19 protein-coding genes are annotated in these 17,554 nt (G+C 66.5%); 7 read left to right on the top strand and 12 right to left on the bottom strand.

From position 1 onward, the window contains the following. Positions 1-7 precede the first annotated feature (7 nt). Positions 8-1,267: an enterobactin transporter EntS gene (entS, locus tag R4P95_RS14765; protein WP_317744603.1), complete on the bottom strand. Its 1,260-nt coding sequence runs from the start codon at positions 1,265-1,267 to the stop codon at positions 8-10. Between the two features lie 152 nt (positions 1,268-1,419). Between entS and R4P95_RS14760 the strand changes: the two genes are divergently transcribed. The 3 genes from R4P95_RS14760 to R4P95_RS14750 all read left to right on the top strand — a co-directional run bounded on the left by R4P95_RS14760 (position 1,420) and on the right by R4P95_RS14750 (position 3,902). Then, on the top strand, positions 1,420-1,662 hold the full coding sequence (locus tag R4P95_RS14760; protein WP_109333732.1) for a phosphopantetheine-binding protein: 243 nt from the start codon (positions 1,420-1,422) through the stop codon (positions 1,660-1,662). Further along, positions 1,659-2,495, top strand: a complete 837-nt coding sequence (locus R4P95_RS14755) for a siderophore-interacting protein (protein WP_213576239.1) — start codon at positions 1,659-1,661, stop codon at positions 2,493-2,495. Before R4P95_RS14760 ends, R4P95_RS14755 begins: the two co-directional genes overlap by 4 nt. A gap of 63 nt (positions 2,496-2,558) precedes the next feature. Beyond that, the gene (locus tag R4P95_RS14750; protein WP_213576238.1) at positions 2,559-3,902 is read left to right on the top strand and encodes a YhgE/Pip domain-containing protein; all 1,344 of its coding nucleotides are present in this window, start codon (positions 2,559-2,561) and stop codon (positions 3,900-3,902) included. Here the strand turns inward: R4P95_RS14750 and R4P95_RS14745 are convergent, their stop codons facing one another. After that, entirely contained in the window at positions 3,903-4,112 is a 210-nt protein-coding gene (locus R4P95_RS14745) for a hypothetical protein (protein ID WP_159923704.1), read from the bottom strand. A 118-nt stretch (positions 4,113-4,230) separates the two neighbouring features. Here R4P95_RS14745 and R4P95_RS14740 point away from each other — a divergent pair, with 118 nt between their 5' ends. After that, positions 4,231-5,775, top strand: coding sequence for a bifunctional 3'-5' exonuclease/DNA polymerase (locus R4P95_RS14740; protein ID WP_317743971.1), 1,545 nt, complete (start codon positions 4,231-4,233; stop codon positions 5,773-5,775). A gap of 82 nt (positions 5,776-5,857) precedes the next feature. After that, the gene (locus R4P95_RS14735) at positions 5,858-8,086 is read left to right on the top strand and encodes an MMPL family transporter (protein WP_317743972.1); all 2,229 of its coding nucleotides are present in this window, start codon (positions 5,858-5,860) and stop codon (positions 8,084-8,086) included. 18 nt (positions 8,087-8,104) lie between these two features. Here the strand turns inward: R4P95_RS14735 and R4P95_RS14730 are convergent, their stop codons facing one another. Genes R4P95_RS14730 through R4P95_RS14715 form a run of 4 tightly spaced genes read right to left on the bottom strand, consistent with a single transcriptional unit; the run spans position 8,105 to position 10,567 of the window. After that, the gene (locus tag R4P95_RS14730; protein WP_317743973.1) at positions 8,105-8,959 is read right to left on the bottom strand and encodes a DNA-3-methyladenine glycosylase family protein; all 855 of its coding nucleotides are present in this window, start codon (positions 8,957-8,959) and stop codon (positions 8,105-8,107) included. Further along, on the bottom strand, positions 8,956-9,561 hold the full coding sequence (locus R4P95_RS14725) for a methylated-DNA--[protein]-cysteine S-methyltransferase (RefSeq protein WP_317743974.1): 606 nt from the start codon (positions 9,559-9,561) through the stop codon (positions 8,956-8,958). Before R4P95_RS14725 ends, R4P95_RS14730 begins: the two co-directional genes overlap by 4 nt. Beyond that, positions 9,558-10,064: an RNA polymerase sigma factor gene (locus R4P95_RS14720; protein ID WP_213576234.1), complete on the bottom strand. Its 507-nt coding sequence runs from the start codon at positions 10,062-10,064 to the stop codon at positions 9,558-9,560. Before R4P95_RS14720 ends, R4P95_RS14725 begins: the two co-directional genes overlap by 4 nt. Continuing rightward, positions 10,055-10,567 (bottom strand): methylated-DNA--[protein]-cysteine S-methyltransferase, encoded by a 513-nt coding sequence (locus tag R4P95_RS14715; protein WP_317743976.1) that lies wholly within the window; start codon positions 10,565-10,567, stop codon positions 10,055-10,057. Before R4P95_RS14715 ends, R4P95_RS14720 begins: the two co-directional genes overlap by 10 nt. A 137-nt stretch (positions 10,568-10,704) precedes the next feature. On the opposite strand from R4P95_RS14715, the gene R4P95_RS14710 reads away from it, so the two are divergent. Then, positions 10,705-11,259, top strand: a complete 555-nt coding sequence (locus R4P95_RS14710) for a ribulose 1,5-bisphosphate carboxylase large subunit (protein WP_213576232.1) — start codon at positions 10,705-10,707, stop codon at positions 11,257-11,259. Between the two features lie 7 nt (positions 11,260-11,266). On the opposite strand, the gene R4P95_RS14705 is transcribed toward R4P95_RS14710, so the two are convergent. From R4P95_RS14705 to R4P95_RS14685, 5 genes are all read right to left on the bottom strand, one after another. Further along, on the bottom strand, positions 11,267-12,004 hold the full coding sequence (locus R4P95_RS14705) for an SDR family oxidoreductase (protein WP_317743977.1): 738 nt from the start codon (positions 12,002-12,004) through the stop codon (positions 11,267-11,269). Then, positions 12,001-13,026: a phosphotransferase family protein gene (locus R4P95_RS14700; protein WP_317743978.1), complete on the bottom strand. Its 1,026-nt coding sequence runs from the start codon at positions 13,024-13,026 to the stop codon at positions 12,001-12,003. Before R4P95_RS14700 ends, R4P95_RS14705 begins: the two co-directional genes overlap by 4 nt. Next, positions 13,023-14,234, bottom strand: a complete 1,212-nt coding sequence (locus R4P95_RS14695; RefSeq protein ID WP_213576229.1) for an acyl-CoA dehydrogenase family protein — start codon at positions 14,232-14,234, stop codon at positions 13,023-13,025. Before R4P95_RS14695 ends, R4P95_RS14700 begins: the two co-directional genes overlap by 4 nt. A 97-nt stretch (positions 14,235-14,331) precedes the next feature. After that, positions 14,332-14,952: a TetR/AcrR family transcriptional regulator gene (locus tag R4P95_RS14690; protein WP_317743979.1), complete on the bottom strand. Its 621-nt coding sequence runs from the start codon at positions 14,950-14,952 to the stop codon at positions 14,332-14,334. A gap of 23 nt (positions 14,953-14,975) precedes the next feature. Further along, positions 14,976-15,959, bottom strand: a complete 984-nt coding sequence (locus R4P95_RS14685) for an NDMA-dependent alcohol dehydrogenase (protein ID WP_317743981.1) — start codon at positions 15,957-15,959, stop codon at positions 14,976-14,978. Positions 15,960-16,098: 139 nt separating this feature from the next. Here R4P95_RS14685 and R4P95_RS14680 point away from each other — a divergent pair, with 139 nt between their 5' ends. Further along, entirely contained in the window at positions 16,099-16,566 is a 468-nt protein-coding gene (locus tag R4P95_RS14680; RefSeq protein ID WP_317743983.1) for an SRPBCC family protein, read from the top strand. Here R4P95_RS14680 and R4P95_RS14675 read toward each other — a convergent pair. Then, positions 16,563-17,552, bottom strand: a complete 990-nt coding sequence (locus tag R4P95_RS14675; protein ID WP_213576226.1) for an NADPH:quinone oxidoreductase family protein — start codon at positions 17,550-17,552, stop codon at positions 16,563-16,565. The two genes, R4P95_RS14680 and R4P95_RS14675, sit on opposite strands and share 4 nt — an antisense overlap. Positions 17,553-17,554 lie beyond the last annotated feature (2 nt).

Genomic DNA, 17,554 nt, shown 5'->3' with positions numbered 1-17,554 from the left:
CCCAGCGTCACTGTGCCGCCGCCGAGAGGTCTTCGGCGGCGGCACCGCTGTAGGTGCGCAGCCCTTTCAGGACGAGCGCCAGCACGGCGAGCACGGCGATGCCACCGGCTCCGTAGAGCAGGAACGCTTCCCGCGGCCCGACTGCGGCACCGACGGCACCGGCGACGAGTGCTCCGGCTGCCGAACCGGTGGAGATCTGCGCACCCCACACACCGGCGACGCGGCCCCGGTATTCCTCCGGCGTCTCGGTCTGGATCACGGCGTATCGAAGAATGTCGCCGACTACCCGCCCGAATCCGTGTGCTGCCAGGCCGAGGAACGTGACGGCGAACATCGGCACGGCGCCCACCCCAACCAGGCCTCCCGCTGCGATCATCGCGGCCGAGAACACCACGAGCCCGCCTCGACGGGCCGTCCCGGTCCAGCCGCTGGTGAGCGATCCGGTGAGAGCGCCCACGGCGGGGGCGCTGTAGAGGAATCCGGTTGCGGCGGGGCCGGTGTGGAGCACCTCGCTCGCATAGGCGGGTAGCAGAACGTTCCAACCCGTCAGCATCATCGCGCAGAAGCCCACGAGCAGCGTGCCGCCCACCACGGAATCCTTGGCGGCGTATGTGAACCCGCTGGCGATCGAACGCAGGGGACCCTCGGTGTTCTTGACAGGTGGTGGCAGCGAAGGCAACCGGGCGATGCAGTAGGCCGTGATCGCCGACGAGACAGCGGCGAGCACGTAATTGGTGCCCACCGACGTGGTCGCGATGATCACGCCACCGATCGCCGGCGACGCGACGGTGCCGAGGTCGGCCATGACCGTCATCAGTGCCCCAGCGGCCGCCATCTTGTCCTTCGGCAGCAGCGATGGGATCACGGCCATCAAAGCCGTCGACGAGATTCCGCCTGCCAGTCCCTCGATCACGCCACACAGGTAGATCACCCACAGCTGCGGCGTCGGCAGAAACGCGTTGACCGCCAGGATCGCGAAGGCGATACCCGCGCTGGCTCGCGCGAGGGCAATCACGGGTCGTCGGTCGTACCTGTCCGCGATCACTCCACCGAACAACGTTCCGATGAACACCGACGACCCCACGACGATGCTGGCCGCGCCGACCGAGAGTGTGGAACCGGTCATGTCGTACACCTGCAGCGGCACCGCCACGAGCAGCAGTCCGAGGCCGAAGATCGAAATGGTACGGGCAACGAAGATGTACCGGAATTCGCGACTCGTCCGTAGCGGTGTCAAGTCGATTGCGTACCTCGAGAATCCAGCCATCGTCATCCATTCACACTCGGTCGCAGCAGTTCGCCATTCCCGCTCGCGGACGCGACGAACTATGCTTAGGCTTCACTAACCCAGCAACCTACCCCATGTCGCCGAAGACGCTCAACGAGTCGAGTTCCGAGCGACGAACCGGAGGGAAACCCGTGAGCTCTGCCCCGAAGACCGCACTCAGCCGGAACCGAATTCGCGAGGACGTCGCCGACGTGCTCGGCGTTCCGGTGACCGAACTGGACGATTCGGCGAACCTCCTCGACGAGGGCATGGACTCGGTGCGCGTCATGGCGCTGGTGGAGCGGTGGCGGACGGCCGGGGCCTCCGTCGATCTCGTGGACCTCGTCGGCGAGCCGACCCTCGACGCCTGGTTCGACGTCACTGCGGCCCGATGAGTGCGCCCCGCCTCCCACTTGTTCTGCGGGTCGCCGACATTCGACCGGTCACCCCACGGATGACCTGCGTCCGGTTCGCCGGGACGGAGGTACTCGACTACGCCGCGGGATCGTGTGTACCCAACATCAAGTTGTGCTTTCCGCATCCCGTGCACGGACTACTGCTTCCCGATCCCGACGTGGACGGCCGCTACCAGTGGCCGGAGCCCGAGGGACGGCAACTGGTACGCACGTACACGGTGCGGCGGCTCAGCCAGGAGAACGCCGAGCTGGACGTGCATTTCGTCGACCACGGCGACGACGGTGTCGCGGCGCAATGGCTCCGGAGCGCCGCGCCCGGTGATCGACTGGGTGTCCTCGGCGGCGGCGGTAAATCGATCCGTCCCGCGCAGTGGTACCTGCTGGCGGGCGACGAGTCGGCACTTCCCGCCATCGCGGCCATCCTCGAGGAGCTGCCCGCCGATGCGTCGGGGCGGGTGCTGATCGACGTCGCCGACGAGCACGAGCGCCAGGATCTACGTCATCCGGCCGGAGTCGAGGTGGAATGGCTGTACCGCCGCGGCGGTGCCAGTCGCCTCGCCGACACCGTCCGTGCCGCTGTCCTGCCCGCCGACCGGTCCGCGATGTTCGCGTGGGTGGGTGCCGAATCCGCGACGGTCCGCGAACTCCGCCGATACCTGCGCACCGAGGTCGGGCTCGATCGGTCTCAGGTGCTGCTCATCGGGTACTGGCACCGCGGTATGTCCGAATCGGCGTACAAGGCGGCCGCCGACAACGACCGGGATCCGGCCGAGTCCTCGAGTCGGCCCGGCATTTCCCGGACGACCGCCTAGGCTTGACCCGGCTGGTCGGGTGTGCGGGTCGACCGGTGTCGACACGGGAGGACGCGAGGGGCAATGGCACACGAGACGAGCGGGTCCGGCAAGACGAGCGTGCTTCGGACACCACGCTTCTGGATCGCCCCACTGCTGCTGGTGTCGATCGTCATGTCGCTGTTGGCCGCGCTGTACATGGGCGGCATGCTCGACCCCACCAAGAACCTCGACCATTTCCCGATCGCGCTGGTCAACCAGGACGAGGGTGACACGCTGCCCGGCTCGACTCCGCCCGAGCAGCAGAACCTCGGCGACCAGATCGAGGCGGGGCTGATCGAGGGTGTCGACCCCGAGAAGGTGGAACTCCGGCGAATCGGAATCGCCGAGGCGCAGTCGAAACTCGACAACGGTGACCTCTACGGTGCCATCGTCATTCCGAGCGACTTCACGAAACGCACGTTCATCCTGGCTCAGGCGAGTGTGATTCCCGGTGACGTGGAGCGGCCCGTCATCACCATCTACACCAATCCGCGTGCAGGAACGATCAGCGCCAATCTGGTGTCGAACATCGGTCAGATGGCGATGGACAAAGCCAATCAGACGATGGGCGAGCAACTCACCGCCCAGGTGACGCAGCAACTCGCTGCCACCGCACCCGATGCCCAGCTGTCGGGCGCCAGCCGGCTCGTCCTCACCGACCCCATCGACGTCCGGACCGTCGCCCACAACCCGCTGCCCGAAGGCACCGGATACGGTCTGGCGGCGTTCTACTACGCCCTGCTCCTCGTCCTCGCAGGATTCACCGGCGCCACCATCGCGAGCACTCTCGTCGACGGCATGCTGGGATTCACCCCCACGGAGGTCGGGCCGCTGTACCTGCACAACGAGGCGGTGCCGATTTCGCGTTTCAATACCTTGCTGGTCAAGTGGGCCCTCATGACACTGCTCGCGGGAATCGTTTCCGGGCTGTACTTGTGGATCAGCTCGGCCCTGGGACTGCCGATCACGGACCCGCTGGCCCTGTGGGAGTACGGCGCTTTCGCCATCGCCGCTGTGGGTATCACGGCAATGTCGGTGATGGCCGCGTTCGGCAATCTCGGGCTACTCATCAATCTGATGATCTTCGTCGTCCTCGCGCTGCCCTCCTCGGGAGGAACCATCCCGCTCGAGGCTGCACCACGCTTGTACACCTGGCTCGGCGAATTCGAGCCGATGCACCAGATCTACATCGGGGTGCGCGCCATCCTGTTCTTCGGTGCGAAGGGCGACGCAGGACTCATCCATGCAGTGTGGATGACTGCCGGAGGTCTGCTCATCGGCCTGATCTTCGGGGCCGTCGTCACCCGTTTCTACGACCGTAAGGGACTGCATCGCCGCCACAAGGCACCGAACGCACCCGAAACGGTGGACGTGGCCGGATCATGATCAGGCGGACGAACTCGACCAATACGTTCCGAACTGTTCGTACCAGGGATGCAGGGCCGGCGCGGCCGCCAGGATCCTTTCGACGAACTGATCGGGATCGCCGAGTTCGGACACTCTGACTCCCCGAGCCTTGTAGTCGGCGAATGTGGAGTGAAGTCCGGCGATCACCTTGTCGGTTACCGACCGCTCGAACTCCTCGATGGTTGCCATCGGATGCGCCTCCTTCCGGCGAGAAGCATCTTGCCTCAGTGTACTGCCCTACCTGCGGGTTTCCTCGCTGCCGACGGGGGCGTCCCGGCCTGTCGGAGGTGGGGAGCAGACTGGGCCCGTGAGAGTGGTGATGGTTCCGGACGCCGACGGTGGTGCGACGACGATCCGCACCGATCCGGCCGGGGTTCCGCTCGAGTCGCCACGACATCACTCCGACGCCGCGACTGCGGTGGCCGACATCGAAGCCGCCGATCATCCCCGCTGGATCTGGGTCGGCACCGCGGCCGTCTACCCGTCGTTGCTACGGGCCGGAATACGGGTGGGGCGTTGTCACGACCTCGCCCTCACCCACGCGATCCTGAGCATGCGCGACGGGGTTCCGGCGCCGCCCGCCGAGGAACCGCTGACCGACGATCGTCTCGGCCTGTTCGACACCACACCGGTCGCCGATCCTGAACAGGTGGTCGCCGATTTCGCTGCACAACGGAAAACGATCGGCAGCGATTCCCGGCTGGATCTTCTGGTGGCGGCGGAGTCGGCGGGCGCGCTCGCCGCCGCGGAGATGGGCTTCGACGGATTACCCTTCTCTGCTCCCGCCCACGAGGCGTTCCTCGAAGCCGCGCTGGGACCGCGCCCCGTGGGGTACGACCTTCCCCAGCGCATCCAGACAGTGTCCGCCGAGATCGGTGCGGCGTTCGGCCGCAGCATCAACCCGGCGTCCCATGTGGAGGTAATCGACGCCTTCCGCCGCGAGGGCATCGAACTGGTGTCGACGCGCAAGCATCTGCTGCGCGAGATCGACCATCCCGCCGTGCCCCTTCTCCTGCATCACCGCGACCTGTCGAAGTTGTTCAGCACCAACGGCTGGCAGTGGCTCGACAGCTGGGTCCGCGACAACCGCTTCCGGCCGGTCTACGTGCCTGGTGGTGTGGTGTCCGGCCGCTGGGCGACTCGTGGTGGCGGGGCGCTGCAGATTCCGAAGCCGCTCCGGTCGAGCGTGATCGCCGACCCGGGTCACACCTTCGTCATCGCCGACGCCGGTCAGCTGGAGCCCCGCATTCTGGCGGCCATGTCGGGTGACCCGCGCATGGTGGCTGCGGCGGGCGCGGACGACCTGTATGCCCCGGTAGCCGCAGAGACGTTCGACGGTGACCGCGCCAAGGCCAAGGTGGCGATCCTCGGTGTTCTGTACGGTGCCACGGCCGGTGAGGCCCGTTCGCTACTCACCCTGCTGCGCACACGTTTCCCTGTCGCAGTCGAGTACGTGGAGAAGGCTGCCCGGGCAGGCGAACGGGGTGAGGTGGTGCATTCGTGGCTCGGCCGGGCCTGCCCACCGCCGGCACCCGATTTCTGGTCACACGGTGACGCCCGTTCGCGTGGGCGGTTCACGCGCAATTTCGTCGTGCAGGCCACCGCCGCCGAATGGGCGCTCTGTGTGCTGGCCGATCTGCGACGCCGGCTCGCCGACGATTCCGACAGCGAACTCGTCTTCTTCCAGCACGACGAGGTGATGGTGCACACCCGGAACCCGGAGACGGCTACCCGGCACGTTCTCGGAGCCGTCGAGGTGGCCACCCGCCTTCTCTTCGGTGACACCCGGGTGCGGTTCCCCATGGACGTGGCGGTGCGGGACTGCTACGGCGAGAGTTCTATCGAGCCCTGACCACACCAATTTCCGGTGTCGCCGACGGGCTACGCGTGGTGTACTGGGACCCATTGCTGGTGGGGGCGGCGAAGGAGAACCCATGACCAAGTTGGATTCGACGGGCGCGAGCACAAGCGGTGAGGCGCCGCGCAAATTTCGCTGGCCCGCGTTCACCATCGTGGCCATCGCGATCATCGCCTTCTTCGCGGGGGGATTCGGTGGGTCGTTCCAGGGAAAGCTGACCGAGGTTCAGAAGAACGACAACGCCGCCTACCTGTCGAGTACCGCAGAGTCGACCGTCGTCACCAACGAGTCGTCGAAGTTCCTCACAGTGGAGACGATCCCCGGCTTCGTGCTGTTTCATCGCGACTCGGCACTCACCGATCAGGACAAGGCTGCCATCGCGCAGGCCCGCGAGGACATCGCCACCGTCGAGGGCGTCGATGCGGAGGGGATGTCGCAACCCCAGTACTCCGAGGACGGCACCACAGCGTCGATTTTCGTTCCCCTCGTCGCAAAGGAGAACGGCACTGCCGTCGCCGGTGACGTGCTCGCCACCACGGAACAGGAGGTGCTCACCGCAGCCGAGAACGCGGCCGGCGGGCTCGAGGTGCTCCCCGCGGGACCCGGTGGTCTCCTCGTGGCCTTCATCGACGCGTTCGCCGGGCTCGACGGCGCCCTACTCGGTGCCGCCCTGCTCGTCGTCGTCCTGATCTTGCTGGTGGTGTATCGGTCCCCGGTGCTGTGGTTCTTCCCGCTCTTCTCGGCGCTACTCGCCCTGGGCATGGCGTCGATGGTGATCTACTTCCTCGCGAAGGCGGAGGTGCTCACGCTCACCGGTCAGAGCCAGGGCATTCTCTTCGTCCTGGTGATCGGTGCGGGCACCGACTATGCCCTGCTCTTGATCTCCCGGTATCGGGAGGAGCTCCATTTCTATCCCAGCCGCTTCGACGCGATGGCCAAGGCCTGGCGGGAGTCGGCTCCCGCCATCACGGCGTCCGCGGTCACCGTCATCCTGGGCCTGCTGTGCCTCACATTCTCAGAGCTCAATTCCAACAAGAGCCTCGGTCCCGTGGCTGCCATCGGCATCGTCTGCACGTATCTGGTGATGATGAGCTTCCTGCCGGTGGCTCTGGCCACCGCGGGTCGGTGGGTGTTCTGGCCACGCAAGCCTCGGGTGGACGAGGCAGCGGATCTCACCACGCACGGTCTGTGGGGCAAGATCGCCGCCCAGGTCGGCAGCAAGGACCGGCCGTTCTGGATCGGTACGACAGTGCTGTTGGCCGCACTGTTCCTGGTGGGCATCGGCAGTTTGAAGACGGAGGGGCTGACGTCCTCGGAGAGCTTCACCAACCGCCCGGACGCCGTCGTCGGACAGGAACTCTACGACTCCAAGTTCGATCCGGGCGCCGGCGCTCCGGCCGTCATCCTGACCAACGCCGCACAGACGCAGGCAGTCATCGACGCGGTCAGCGCTGTCGACGGGGTATCGAAGGAGCCCGGCGCCGTGTGTCCACAGGTCGACGTGGAGAAGCTGTCCGCATTGGTCAAGGCGAACCCCGAGGCGGTGGCGTCGGCCGCAGCAGGACAGACGGGCTGCCCGCCCGACTTCCTCACCGCGGCGCCGATCGACGGCCGCATGGTGGTCAACGCGACTCTCGCCGACTCGTACGATTCCCCGGAAGCCCTGGCGACCGTGGAGCGACTACGTGAGACGGTGCACGCCGTTCCCGGCGCCGACGGCTTGGTCGGTGGAGGCACCGCAACCACCCTCGACGTGCAGACGGCGTCCGTGCACGACCGGAACCTGATCATCCCCATCGTGCTCGTCGTCATCTTCCTGGTGCTGGCCGTGCTCCTGCGCGCACTGCTGGCACCGGTCATCCTCATCGCCACGGTGGTGTTGTCCTTCGCCGCGACTCTGGGCGTGTGCGGATTCTTCTTCACACACGTCTTCCACTTCGCCAACGCCGATCCGGCGTTCCCGCTGTTCGCGTTCGTGTTCCTCGTGGCACTGGGCATCGACTACAACATCTTCCTGATGACCCGTGTGCGCGAGGAAACCCAGGAGCACGGCACACGGTCGGGCGTGTTGCGCGGACTGGCGGTCACCGGTGGTGTGATCACCTCGGCCGGTGTCGTCCTCGCAGCAACGTTCGCGGTGCTGGGTGTGCTACCTCTGGTGTTCCTCGCCGAGGTCGGTTTCGCGGTGGCCTTCGGCGTCCTCCTCGACACGATCATCGTGCGCAGCATCCTCGTTCCCGCCCTCTCACACCACATCGGCAAGAAGATCTGGTGGCCGTCCGATTTGGCAAAGGCAAAGGACTAGGTTCCCGAAAGCGAAGGGCTAGAACGCCTCTGCGGTCCAGAGGTGGAAGAGGGCATACGCGCGCCACGGCCGCCACGCCTCGGCGAGAGCGGCAGCTTCGCTGCCCTTACCCACCCCGAGTGCCCGCCTGAGAACGAGATCGTCGGCAGGAAACGCGTCCGGGTCGCCGAGCACTCGCACCGTCAGATAGTCCGCCGTCCACGGTCCGATTCCGGGCAGCGCGAGTACACCGGCCCGGAACTTCGCCGGTTCGGTGTCGGCGTCGAGTGGCAACCCGTCCGCGGCGGCGTCCGCAAGCGCGTGCACGGTGCGTGCCCGGGCTCCGGTCAGACCGATCGCGGAACGCAACTCCTCCGGCGATCGATCGGCCAGTACCTCGGGTGCGGGAAACGCACGGAACTCGCCGTGCACCGGCCGCCCGTAGGCAGCGACCAACCGGGCACCGAACGTCCGCGCCGCGGCGAGCGACACCTGCTGGCCCAGCACGGTGAGGACTGCGGTCTCGAAGCCGTCGACGCTGCCCAGCCGCCGCAGCCCCGGTCGCGACGCCACCAGCGAAGCAAGTTCCGGGTGCCGGCTGAGTGCGGCGTCGATCGCGAGCGGGTCTGCGTCCAGATCGAGCCAGCGGCGCACGATATCGGTCAACTCCCCGACATCGGCGGAATGCGCCGGGACGATGCGGGTCTCGACATGCCGTTTCTCGGGGCGGACGACGACGGTGACCAGGGCGGGTCCGTGTGCGGCGTTCACCACGCGCGTGTGGGCGCCGGTGTCGGTATCGTGCCGCTCGAGACCGGCGATGGTGTGGGCCCGCAGTGCACTCCACAGCGGAGCGTGGGTGAAGGGGTCGCGGTAGGGCAGGAGAACCCTCACGCTGCAGCTTCCAACGTCAGTAGCAGGGACTTCGCTGCGGCCCCGCCCACGTACTGACCGAGGCTGCCGTCGCTGCGTACCACTCGGTGGCAGGGCACAACCACCGGCAGAGGGTTTGTCGCGCAGGCGGTTCCGACGGCCCGCACGGCCCGGGGACTGCCCGCAGCGGCCGCCACGGTGGCATAGCTCCACGTCTGGCCATAGTGGATCTCGGGTAGGTGGGTGAGCACCTCCCGCCGGAAGCCCTTGGCCAGGCGGAAGTCGAGCGGGACGTCGAACGACGTGCGTTGCCCCCGGAAGTACTCCTCGAGTTCGCGGGCCACCGCGTCCAGCCGGGCCGGCGCGCGGAGTATCCGGGGACTGATGCGCTCGGCGAGTCTCTGCAACACGGCATCGTGGCCCTCGCCGGCGAAGGCGACACGTACCAGGCCACGGTCGGTCGCCGCCAGGAGCAACGAACCGACAGGACTGTCCACGGTCCGGTACGCGACGTCGAGGAGTCCGGCGTCGGCGGCGGCGGCGGTGAGCCGGGTGCGGAGTCTTCGCTCGACATCGGAATCCGATACCGACAAGGCGTCGATGATGTCCGGAATGGTGTTCATCCTCTTTCTCCACTCACTCTGTCTCCCAGCATCGAGATCGAGCGGGACCTACGCAGGGCCGCAATACCGTCGGCCGCGGCGCGTCTGGCAGCGTCCGGCGAGTTGCCGAGGATCACTGCGATGTCGGCGTAGGGCAATCCTGCCAAGTAGCGGTAGGCCACGGCGGCGCGTTGTTTCATGGGCAAGGCGCCCACCGCCTCCCACAATTCGGGGTCGCTGCTTCCGGGCAGCCCGCGGTCGGTGGTCTGCTCGGGAACGTGATCTGTCGGAACGGCCCGGCGTTCCCGGGCCCGAATGTGATCGAGCGCCTTGCGGTGCGCGATGGTCACGAGCCAGGCCTCGACGTTACTTCCAGGCCGCAGATCCGGATACGCGCGCATGGCGGCGAGAAACGTGTCCGACCAGGCGTCTTCGGCGTCTATCGGCCCGACCACCGCCCGGCAGACCCGCAACACCGTGGGGCCGTGCTCGGCCACGATCTGCTCGAACGGAATCAGGCCCATCGGCTCAGCCGGATTCCCGCCCGTTCCGCCTCCTGGTTCAGCAGGAAACGCTTGCGGTCGAGCCCTCCCGCATACCCCGTGAGGCTGCCGTCGGTTCCGACGACCCGGTGGCACGGAACGATGATGCTGATCGGATTCTTGCCGTTCGCCGCGGCCACCGCCCGGATGGCCGTGGGACTGCCGAGCGCCTCCGCCAATTCGCGGTACGTCCACGTCTCCCCGTACGGGATGGTCCGCAGCGTGTCCCATACCCGCTGTTGAAACGGTGTGCCGCGGGCGGCGAGGGGCAGCGTGAACTCGGTGCGTCCACCGTCGAAGTACTCGGTGAGTTGTGTCGCGGCGGCTTCGAAACCGCCGTCGCCGCGCTCACCGAAAGTCGCGACTTCGGGCTGATGCCGATGTTCGGCCATGTAGATGCCGCTGAGAACCCCTTCCACGCTGACCAGCGTGAGGGGACCGATCGGGGAGTCGATGACGGTGTGCGCTGCTCGTTCGGCATTCACGGGAACAATCCTTCCAGGTGTGCTGACCTCTGACAGGTAGACGCCTGGGAACGCCGAAACGTGAGATTGTCCCGATGCCCCGTTCTCGCGGGCCCGTCGTGAGACGGCCCCGCGAGGGCATCAGGCAGGATGTGGGAATGGCTCTCGCATTCCCCAGCCCTGACGACCTCGTGCGCACCGCCACGGGTGTGGCCCGCTGGTCGATGGACACTGCTGGTTTCGCTGCCTCACTCCCCGATCGGGTCGCCGCGCTGCTCGACCGAGTGGAGGTGCTCATCACCCGGATCGAGACAATCAGCGAACGCGCCGAAATGGCCGTCGCCAAGGCGAACGAGGTAGCCGACCGAGCCGCGACCGTGGTCACCTCGAGCACGGAGTTGTCCACCTCGGCTCAGACCCTGATCGGCCTGTACGAGCCGCTCGCAACCAAGGCGGCGCCGATGGCTGCCCGGTTCGTCGAGGACCTGTCGGAGGACGAGATTCATGCGGCGATCGGGTTGGTGAATCATCTTCCCGAGCTGACACTGCGTATGGAGGGGTTGCTGCCCATCCTGGCCAGCCTCGACACGGTGTCCCCCGAGATCCACCTACTCCTCGAAGAAGTGCAGGGTGTGCGTCAGGCGATCCAGGGCGTTCCCGGCTTCAAGTTCTTCCGTAAGCGCGGCGAAGCGAAAGGGGACGACGAGGTCTGACGTCCGCTCAGGCTCGGTACCCGTCCGTTCCCGCGCGCCCGACGACGATCTTGGGCACCACCGCGCGGGACGACAGTCGCAGCAGCGCATCGACCAGTTCGACGATGTCGTTTACCTCGATCATCGACTCCGGCGGAATCTTGTCGTGGGTCCACGCGGACATATCGGTGTCGACGAACGCGGGAGCAAGGGCCGTAGCGGACACTCCGTTGCCCGACTCCTCCACGTTCAGTGTCTCGACCAGTGACATCAGGGCGGCCTTGGTGGCCCCGTAGACGGCCAGTCCCGCTTCGGCGTAGACGCCGGTGATCGAGGCCAGGGCGATGACCTTGGCGCCTTTCGCCGGATTCTCGGTCGCGGCGGTCCGGAGCATCGGCAGCGCCTGCTGCAGCAAGCTGAACGGGGCCCGCAGATTCACATCGACGCTCTTGGCGAAGCGGCGCATCGGAAACTCGCCGATCGGCCCGGCCGTCCCCACACCTGCGTTGAGCACCAACGCATTCAGTGAACCGAAGGTGTCGGCATGCGCCGTTACCACGCGGCCGGCAGAGGCGTCATCGGCGAGGTCGCCGGCCACGACGACCACCTCCTTCGCGCCGGCCGCGCGCAGCTCGTCTGCCACCACTTCGAGACGCTCGGCGTCACGAGCACTGAGGGTCAGACCGTAGCCTGCTTCGGCGAGGCGGGTGGCGATACCGCGACCGATTCCGCGCGACGCTCCCGTGATGAGTGCAGACCTGCTCATGCGGACTTCCCCTTCAGTGCGCGCAGTCCGGCGTCGACGAGCGCGGGCACCGCCTCACCAGCCTTGTCGAATCCCTCGGCTGCCGTGGCACCCGCGCGGTACCGGTGGTGGATACCCTGGGCAATGACAGCCAGTTTGAAATTGGCCAACGCCAGGTAAAAATTCCAATTCTTCAGTTCCCGACCGGACGCCACGGTGTACCGGTGGGCAAGGTCGTCAGCGGACGGCATCCGCGGACTCGTCCACGCCGCTGCTTCACCCAGCACGAGGTCGAAGGCTGGTGCGCGATAGACGCACATCAGCGCCACGTCGGTGAGAGGGTCGCCGAGAGTCGACAGTTCCCAGTCCACTACCGCCGCAACCTTGGTCACGTCCGCCGCCGACAGGATGGTGTTGTCGATCCGGTAGTCGCCATGCACGATCGACGACTCCGACCGATCGGGCACGGATTCCGCGAGAGCGGCGTGCAGACGATCGACGTCGGCCGAATCCTCGGTCTTGACCCTGGCCCACTGCCCCGCCCACAGCTTCACCTGCCGGGCGACATATCCGTCCGGGCGCCCGAACTCTCCCAGGCCGACGGCCTGATAGTCCACGTTGTGCAGGTCACCGATCACCCGGACCAACTCGTCCACACAGGAATCGATTTCGTTGTCGGACAGCGCATCGAACTCCGACTGGGTGCGGATCACCTGCCCCGTGACATGTTCGACAACGGTGAAAGGGGCCCCCATCACGCTGTTGTCCTCACACAGCGCCACCGTAGCTGCGACGGGAACGCTCGTGCCCTGCAGCGCCGACGTGACCCGGTATTCGCGGGCCACGTCGTGCGCGGACGGTGTGAGCCCCGCGGTGGGCGGCCTTCGCAGCACCCACCGCGAGGAGTCGTCGAAAATTGTGTAGGTGAGGTTGGATTTTCCGCCGGAGATCAGTTCGGCCCGCAGTTCGCCGTCGAGCGGAACCTGCATCTCTGTCAGGAACTTCTCCAGAGCAACGAGGTCGAGCCCGCGATGCTCGGTCATGCCCCCGCCTCCCGCGCCGCTTTCTTGGCAGCACCGATGACACGCTTGGCGATCGCCCAGCGATGCACCTCGGACGGGCCGTCGTACACCCGGAAGGGACGCACCTCACGAGAGAGCCGTGCGAGAGGCAGATCGCCGGATACTCCGAGACCGCCACACATCTGGATCGAGCGGTCGACGATCCGGAAGATCGCCTCTGCGGCATAGGTCTTGGCGATGGAAGTGGCGTTGCTCGCGTGCCCGCCCTGATCGAGTTCCCAGCACGCCTGTGTCAGCAACGCCCGAGTAGCGGCGATGTCGATCTCGTTGTCCGCGACCATCTTCTGGACCATGCCCAGATCGCCCAGCTTGCCGCCGAACCCTTCACGCCGAGCGACGTGGGCCACCGCGACATCGTGACCGCGCCGCGCCGCACCGAGCCAGCGCATGACGTGCGTCATCCGCGCCGGGCCGAGCCGCACCTGCGCGTAAGCGAATCCCTCGTCCACCTCACCGAGCACACCGCTGTCGGGTATGAACAGATCGTCGAAGAACACCTCGCAGTGGCCTCCGATCATGGACTTGTCGAGCGTGTCGATGTGCCGGCCCACTTTCAGACCGGGCACGTCGGCTGGGGTGAGGAACATGGTGGCACCACCGCGGTCGCCGGGCTGCCCCGACGTGCGCGCGAAAATGATGAAGAATCCGGCACCGTCGGCGCCGGTGATGAAGTACTTGTGCCCGTTGATCTTCCACCCACCGGGCACCTTCTCGGCCCTCGTGGTCAAAGCCGACGGATCGGACCCGGCGCCCGGGGAGGGCTCGGTCATGGCGAAAGCCGACCGCACGTCACCGTGGGCGAGGGGAGCGAGGAACTGCTCCTTCTGCTCCGCACTGGCGATATGCGCGAGCATGTGGACATTGCCCTCGTCGGGCGCGCCGATGTTGAGGGCGATAGGGCCGAACAGCGAGTAGCCGGCTTCCTCGAAGACCGGGGCGCGGTCCGTCATGTTCAACCCGTGTCCGCCGTATTCGACGGGAGCGTGCGGGGCGAAGACACCGGCCTCCTTGGCGGCCTTCTGCAGCTCGACTCGCAGGGTGTCGCCACCTGCCGCGGTGATGTCGCCGCCGTGTTCGTCCTCGACAGGCAGCACCACCTCACGGGTGAACGCCCTGGTCTTCTCGACCAGCACCGTCACCTCCGGCGCATAAGACAGATCGATCGCCACCACTACCTCCAGTCAAAACGAACACCGGGACCGACCGATCACTCGCTCGGTCGCACTGGCGTCGACCATCCCACAAGAACGCGACGTGGTCAAGACGTCAGTCGATGGCCCCTACCGTGCTACGAGCAATCACCAGATACCGTTCGACGATTTCGTCGGGCGACAACGGCCCGTCCTCGCGGTACCAGGTGGCGACCGAGACACACATCGTCACGACAGCGCGGCTCGCGTCCTCCGGGAAGGGTGTCCGGAACAGGCCGGCCGCGACGCCGTCGCGCACGATGTCGTCGACCAGTTGCTGCTGCTCGTCCCGCAGGGCAATGTAAGCCTGCCTGCTGTCGGGCTCCATGCTCCGCGTCTCCCGGGACGCAACGAAGGACTGTTCACGCCGATACATGTGAAAACGCAGCAGTGATTCGATCACCGCGTCGAATCGCTCGCCAGGAGTCGGCCCTGCCTCGGCGACGGCCGCGCGACTGCGGTCGAGCAGGTCACGCATCACCGCGTTGGTCAACCCCACGAGCAGTGCCTGCTTCGAGGGGTAGTGATGGTAAAGACCGGGTACGGACAGTCCGGCACGGGCCGCGATCTCACGAATCGAGGCGCCGTCGTACCCCTTCTCGACGAACGCAGCCAGGGCGGCCGCCAGAACCTTGGACAACCCCTGGTCCGTGTATTCGCGCCACGAACTACCGGCCTCCGTGCCGTTAACCGTCATGGGTCATACGGTAGAGCGTCCCCTCAGTAGTCGTCGTCCGAGTACACGATCAGCCCACGCAGGTTCTTCCCGTCGAGCATGTCCCGGTATCCGTCGTTGACCTGCTCGAGGCGATATGTCCGGGTTACCAACTCGTCGAGCTTCAGCGTTCCGTTGCGATAGAGGTCGAGGAGCGCCGGGATCTGCGACCTCGGGCCGACGCCGCCGAAGATGGCGCCCTGCAACCGCTTCTGCAGCAAGGTGAGCTCGAAGAGACTGAGGGTGACCTGCGTGTCTGCCGCGCTACCCATTCCCGTCACCACCACTTGGCCGCCCTTGCCGGTGATGCTCATCGCCGGCTGAATCATGTCGCCTTCGATCTCACCGACCGTGATGATCGTGACCTCGGCCATCCGCCCCCAGGTGATCTCGCCGATCGTCGGAGCCGCCTCTTCGAGCGACGCAAAGACGTGGGTGGCACCGAATTCCTTCGCCTTCTGCCGCTTGAACTCCACCGGATCGATGGCGACGACGAAACGCGCACCGGCACTGGCCGCGCCCTGCACCGAATTGATGCCGACACCACCGACGCCGATCACCACGACGGTGTCACCGACCTGCGTTCCACCGATCTGCGTGGCCGAGCCCCATCCGGTCGAGACGCCGCAGCCGAGGAGCGCCGCCTTGTCGAGAGGGATGTCGTTCTCGATCTTGATGACCGACGCCTCGCTCACCGTCACGTAGGGGCAGAAGGTGCCGAGCAGGCACATCTGCAGAACAGGCTCACCGCCCAGGGTGACCCGGAAGGTCTTGTCGGCGATCGCCTGCCCGGTGAGGAGACCGGCACCTTCGTCGCAGATGTTCTGCATGCCCTTCGCACAAGAACGGCACCGTCCGCACGCCGGGACGAAGGCGAGGACCACGTGGTCCCCTTCGGCAAGATTCGACACTCCTGGGCCCACCTTGGTCACCACGCCTGCGCCCTCGTGGCCGCCCAGGACCGGAAAGAAGGGCAGGGGGGTGGCCAAGCAAAATCAGCCGCGCATCGACGGCCCAGAAGGAAGGGGGGACCCGGCGACGCCCTGCTTCGGTACCGGGAGTTCACTAGACTCGAGCGAGGTCGCCCAGATCGACAGTCATTTCCGACAGAGAGCCAGGGACCACCCGATGATCCACGTCCGTCATTCCGCGGTAGCCGCCGTCCCCATCGACGTGGCGTTCACGTACATCGACGACTACAGGACGGTCCCCGACTGGATGTTCGGCGTGTCTGATTTCCGTCCCATCGGCGGTTTCGATCAGGGATTGGGCTCGACGTTCGATGCGGCGATCCACATCGGCCCGACCACGCTGCGGTCCCGCCTCGAGGTCACCGCCTGGGAGAAGGATCGGGTGATCACGTTGGCATCGCTCGACGGCGCGGCCAACTCGTCTACGTGGACGTTCGTGGCGCTCGGCCCGGACAAGACCGAACTCGGCGTCGACTTCGCGTACAAGCTCCCCGGAGGTTTGGCCGGCAAGGCCCTCGGGCTCATCGTCGAACCGTTCGTCGAGACGGCCGTGAAGAACACCGAGGCGACCTTGCGGCACAACCTCGAGGAGCTGTACGAGAAACGCGACGCCGACGGCAGCTAGCGGCCCGGCAGGAAAGCGAGCCGGCCGACCGTCGTTCCCTCGCCGAGTCGGGCGAGTCCGTCCGCTACCTCGCTGAGTCCGAGGCGTTCACTGATCATCGGCTTGATGTCACCGGCATCGGCCAACCGTGTCAGCTCTGCGTGGCACTCCCTGATCGCCGCGGGATCGTAGGCGTTGTAGAGACCCCAATGCAGTCCGATGATCGAGTAGTTCTTGATCAGCGCATGGTTGAGGCCGGGCGAGGGAATGGTGCCACTGGCGAAACCGATCACGACGATTCGCCCCTCGAACGCGATGCACTTCGTGGACTTGGCGTACGAGTCGCCACCCACCGGATCGAACACGACGTCCGCGCCCCGCCCCCCGGTGAAGTCCTTCACCGCGGCGACGAAGTCCTCACTGTGCCGGTCCACGACCAGATCGGCGCCGAGAGCCCGGGTGTACTCGGCCTTCTGAGGGCCGCCCACCACACCGATCACCTTTGCGCCGGCCGCCTTGCCCAACTGGACGGCCGCGCTACCCACTCCACCGGCTGCCGCCTGCACGAGAAGTGTCTCGCCCGCCCGCAGCTGTGTCCTGCGGTGCAGCGCGAACCACCCCGTCTGATACCCGATCGACAACGCCGACGCCTCCGCGTCGTCCAATGTGGCCGGTGCCGGGAAGGTCGTGGCCACCGACATCACGGCGAGCTCCGCGAAACCGCCGTTCGGCAGGCTGGGCATGCCGATCACCCGGTCACCGACCGCGAACTCGGTGACACCCTCGCCGAGCGCCACCACCTCGCCGCACAATTCCACCCCGGGAGTGAAAGGCAGCGGCGGCTTGATCTGGTACTCGCCGCGGCACAACAGCACGTCCGGGAAGTTGGCGGGAGCTGCAAGAACCTTGACCAGCAGCTCCCCGGACTTCGGCTCGAGGTCGGCGACGTCCTCGAAAGTGAGGACCTCCCTGGGTTGTCCTACTTCGTGCACACGCCATGCCTTCATCG

It is taken from the genome of Rhodococcus sp. IEGM 27, from assembly GCF_033142305.1.
GTDB classification, from domain to species: Bacteria; Actinomycetota; Actinomycetes; order Mycobacteriales; family Mycobacteriaceae; genus Rhodococcus_F; species Rhodococcus_F oxybenzonivorans.
The sequence above is the reverse complement of the archived record's forward strand: the minus strand, read 5'-3'. Positions and strand labels throughout refer to the sequence as shown.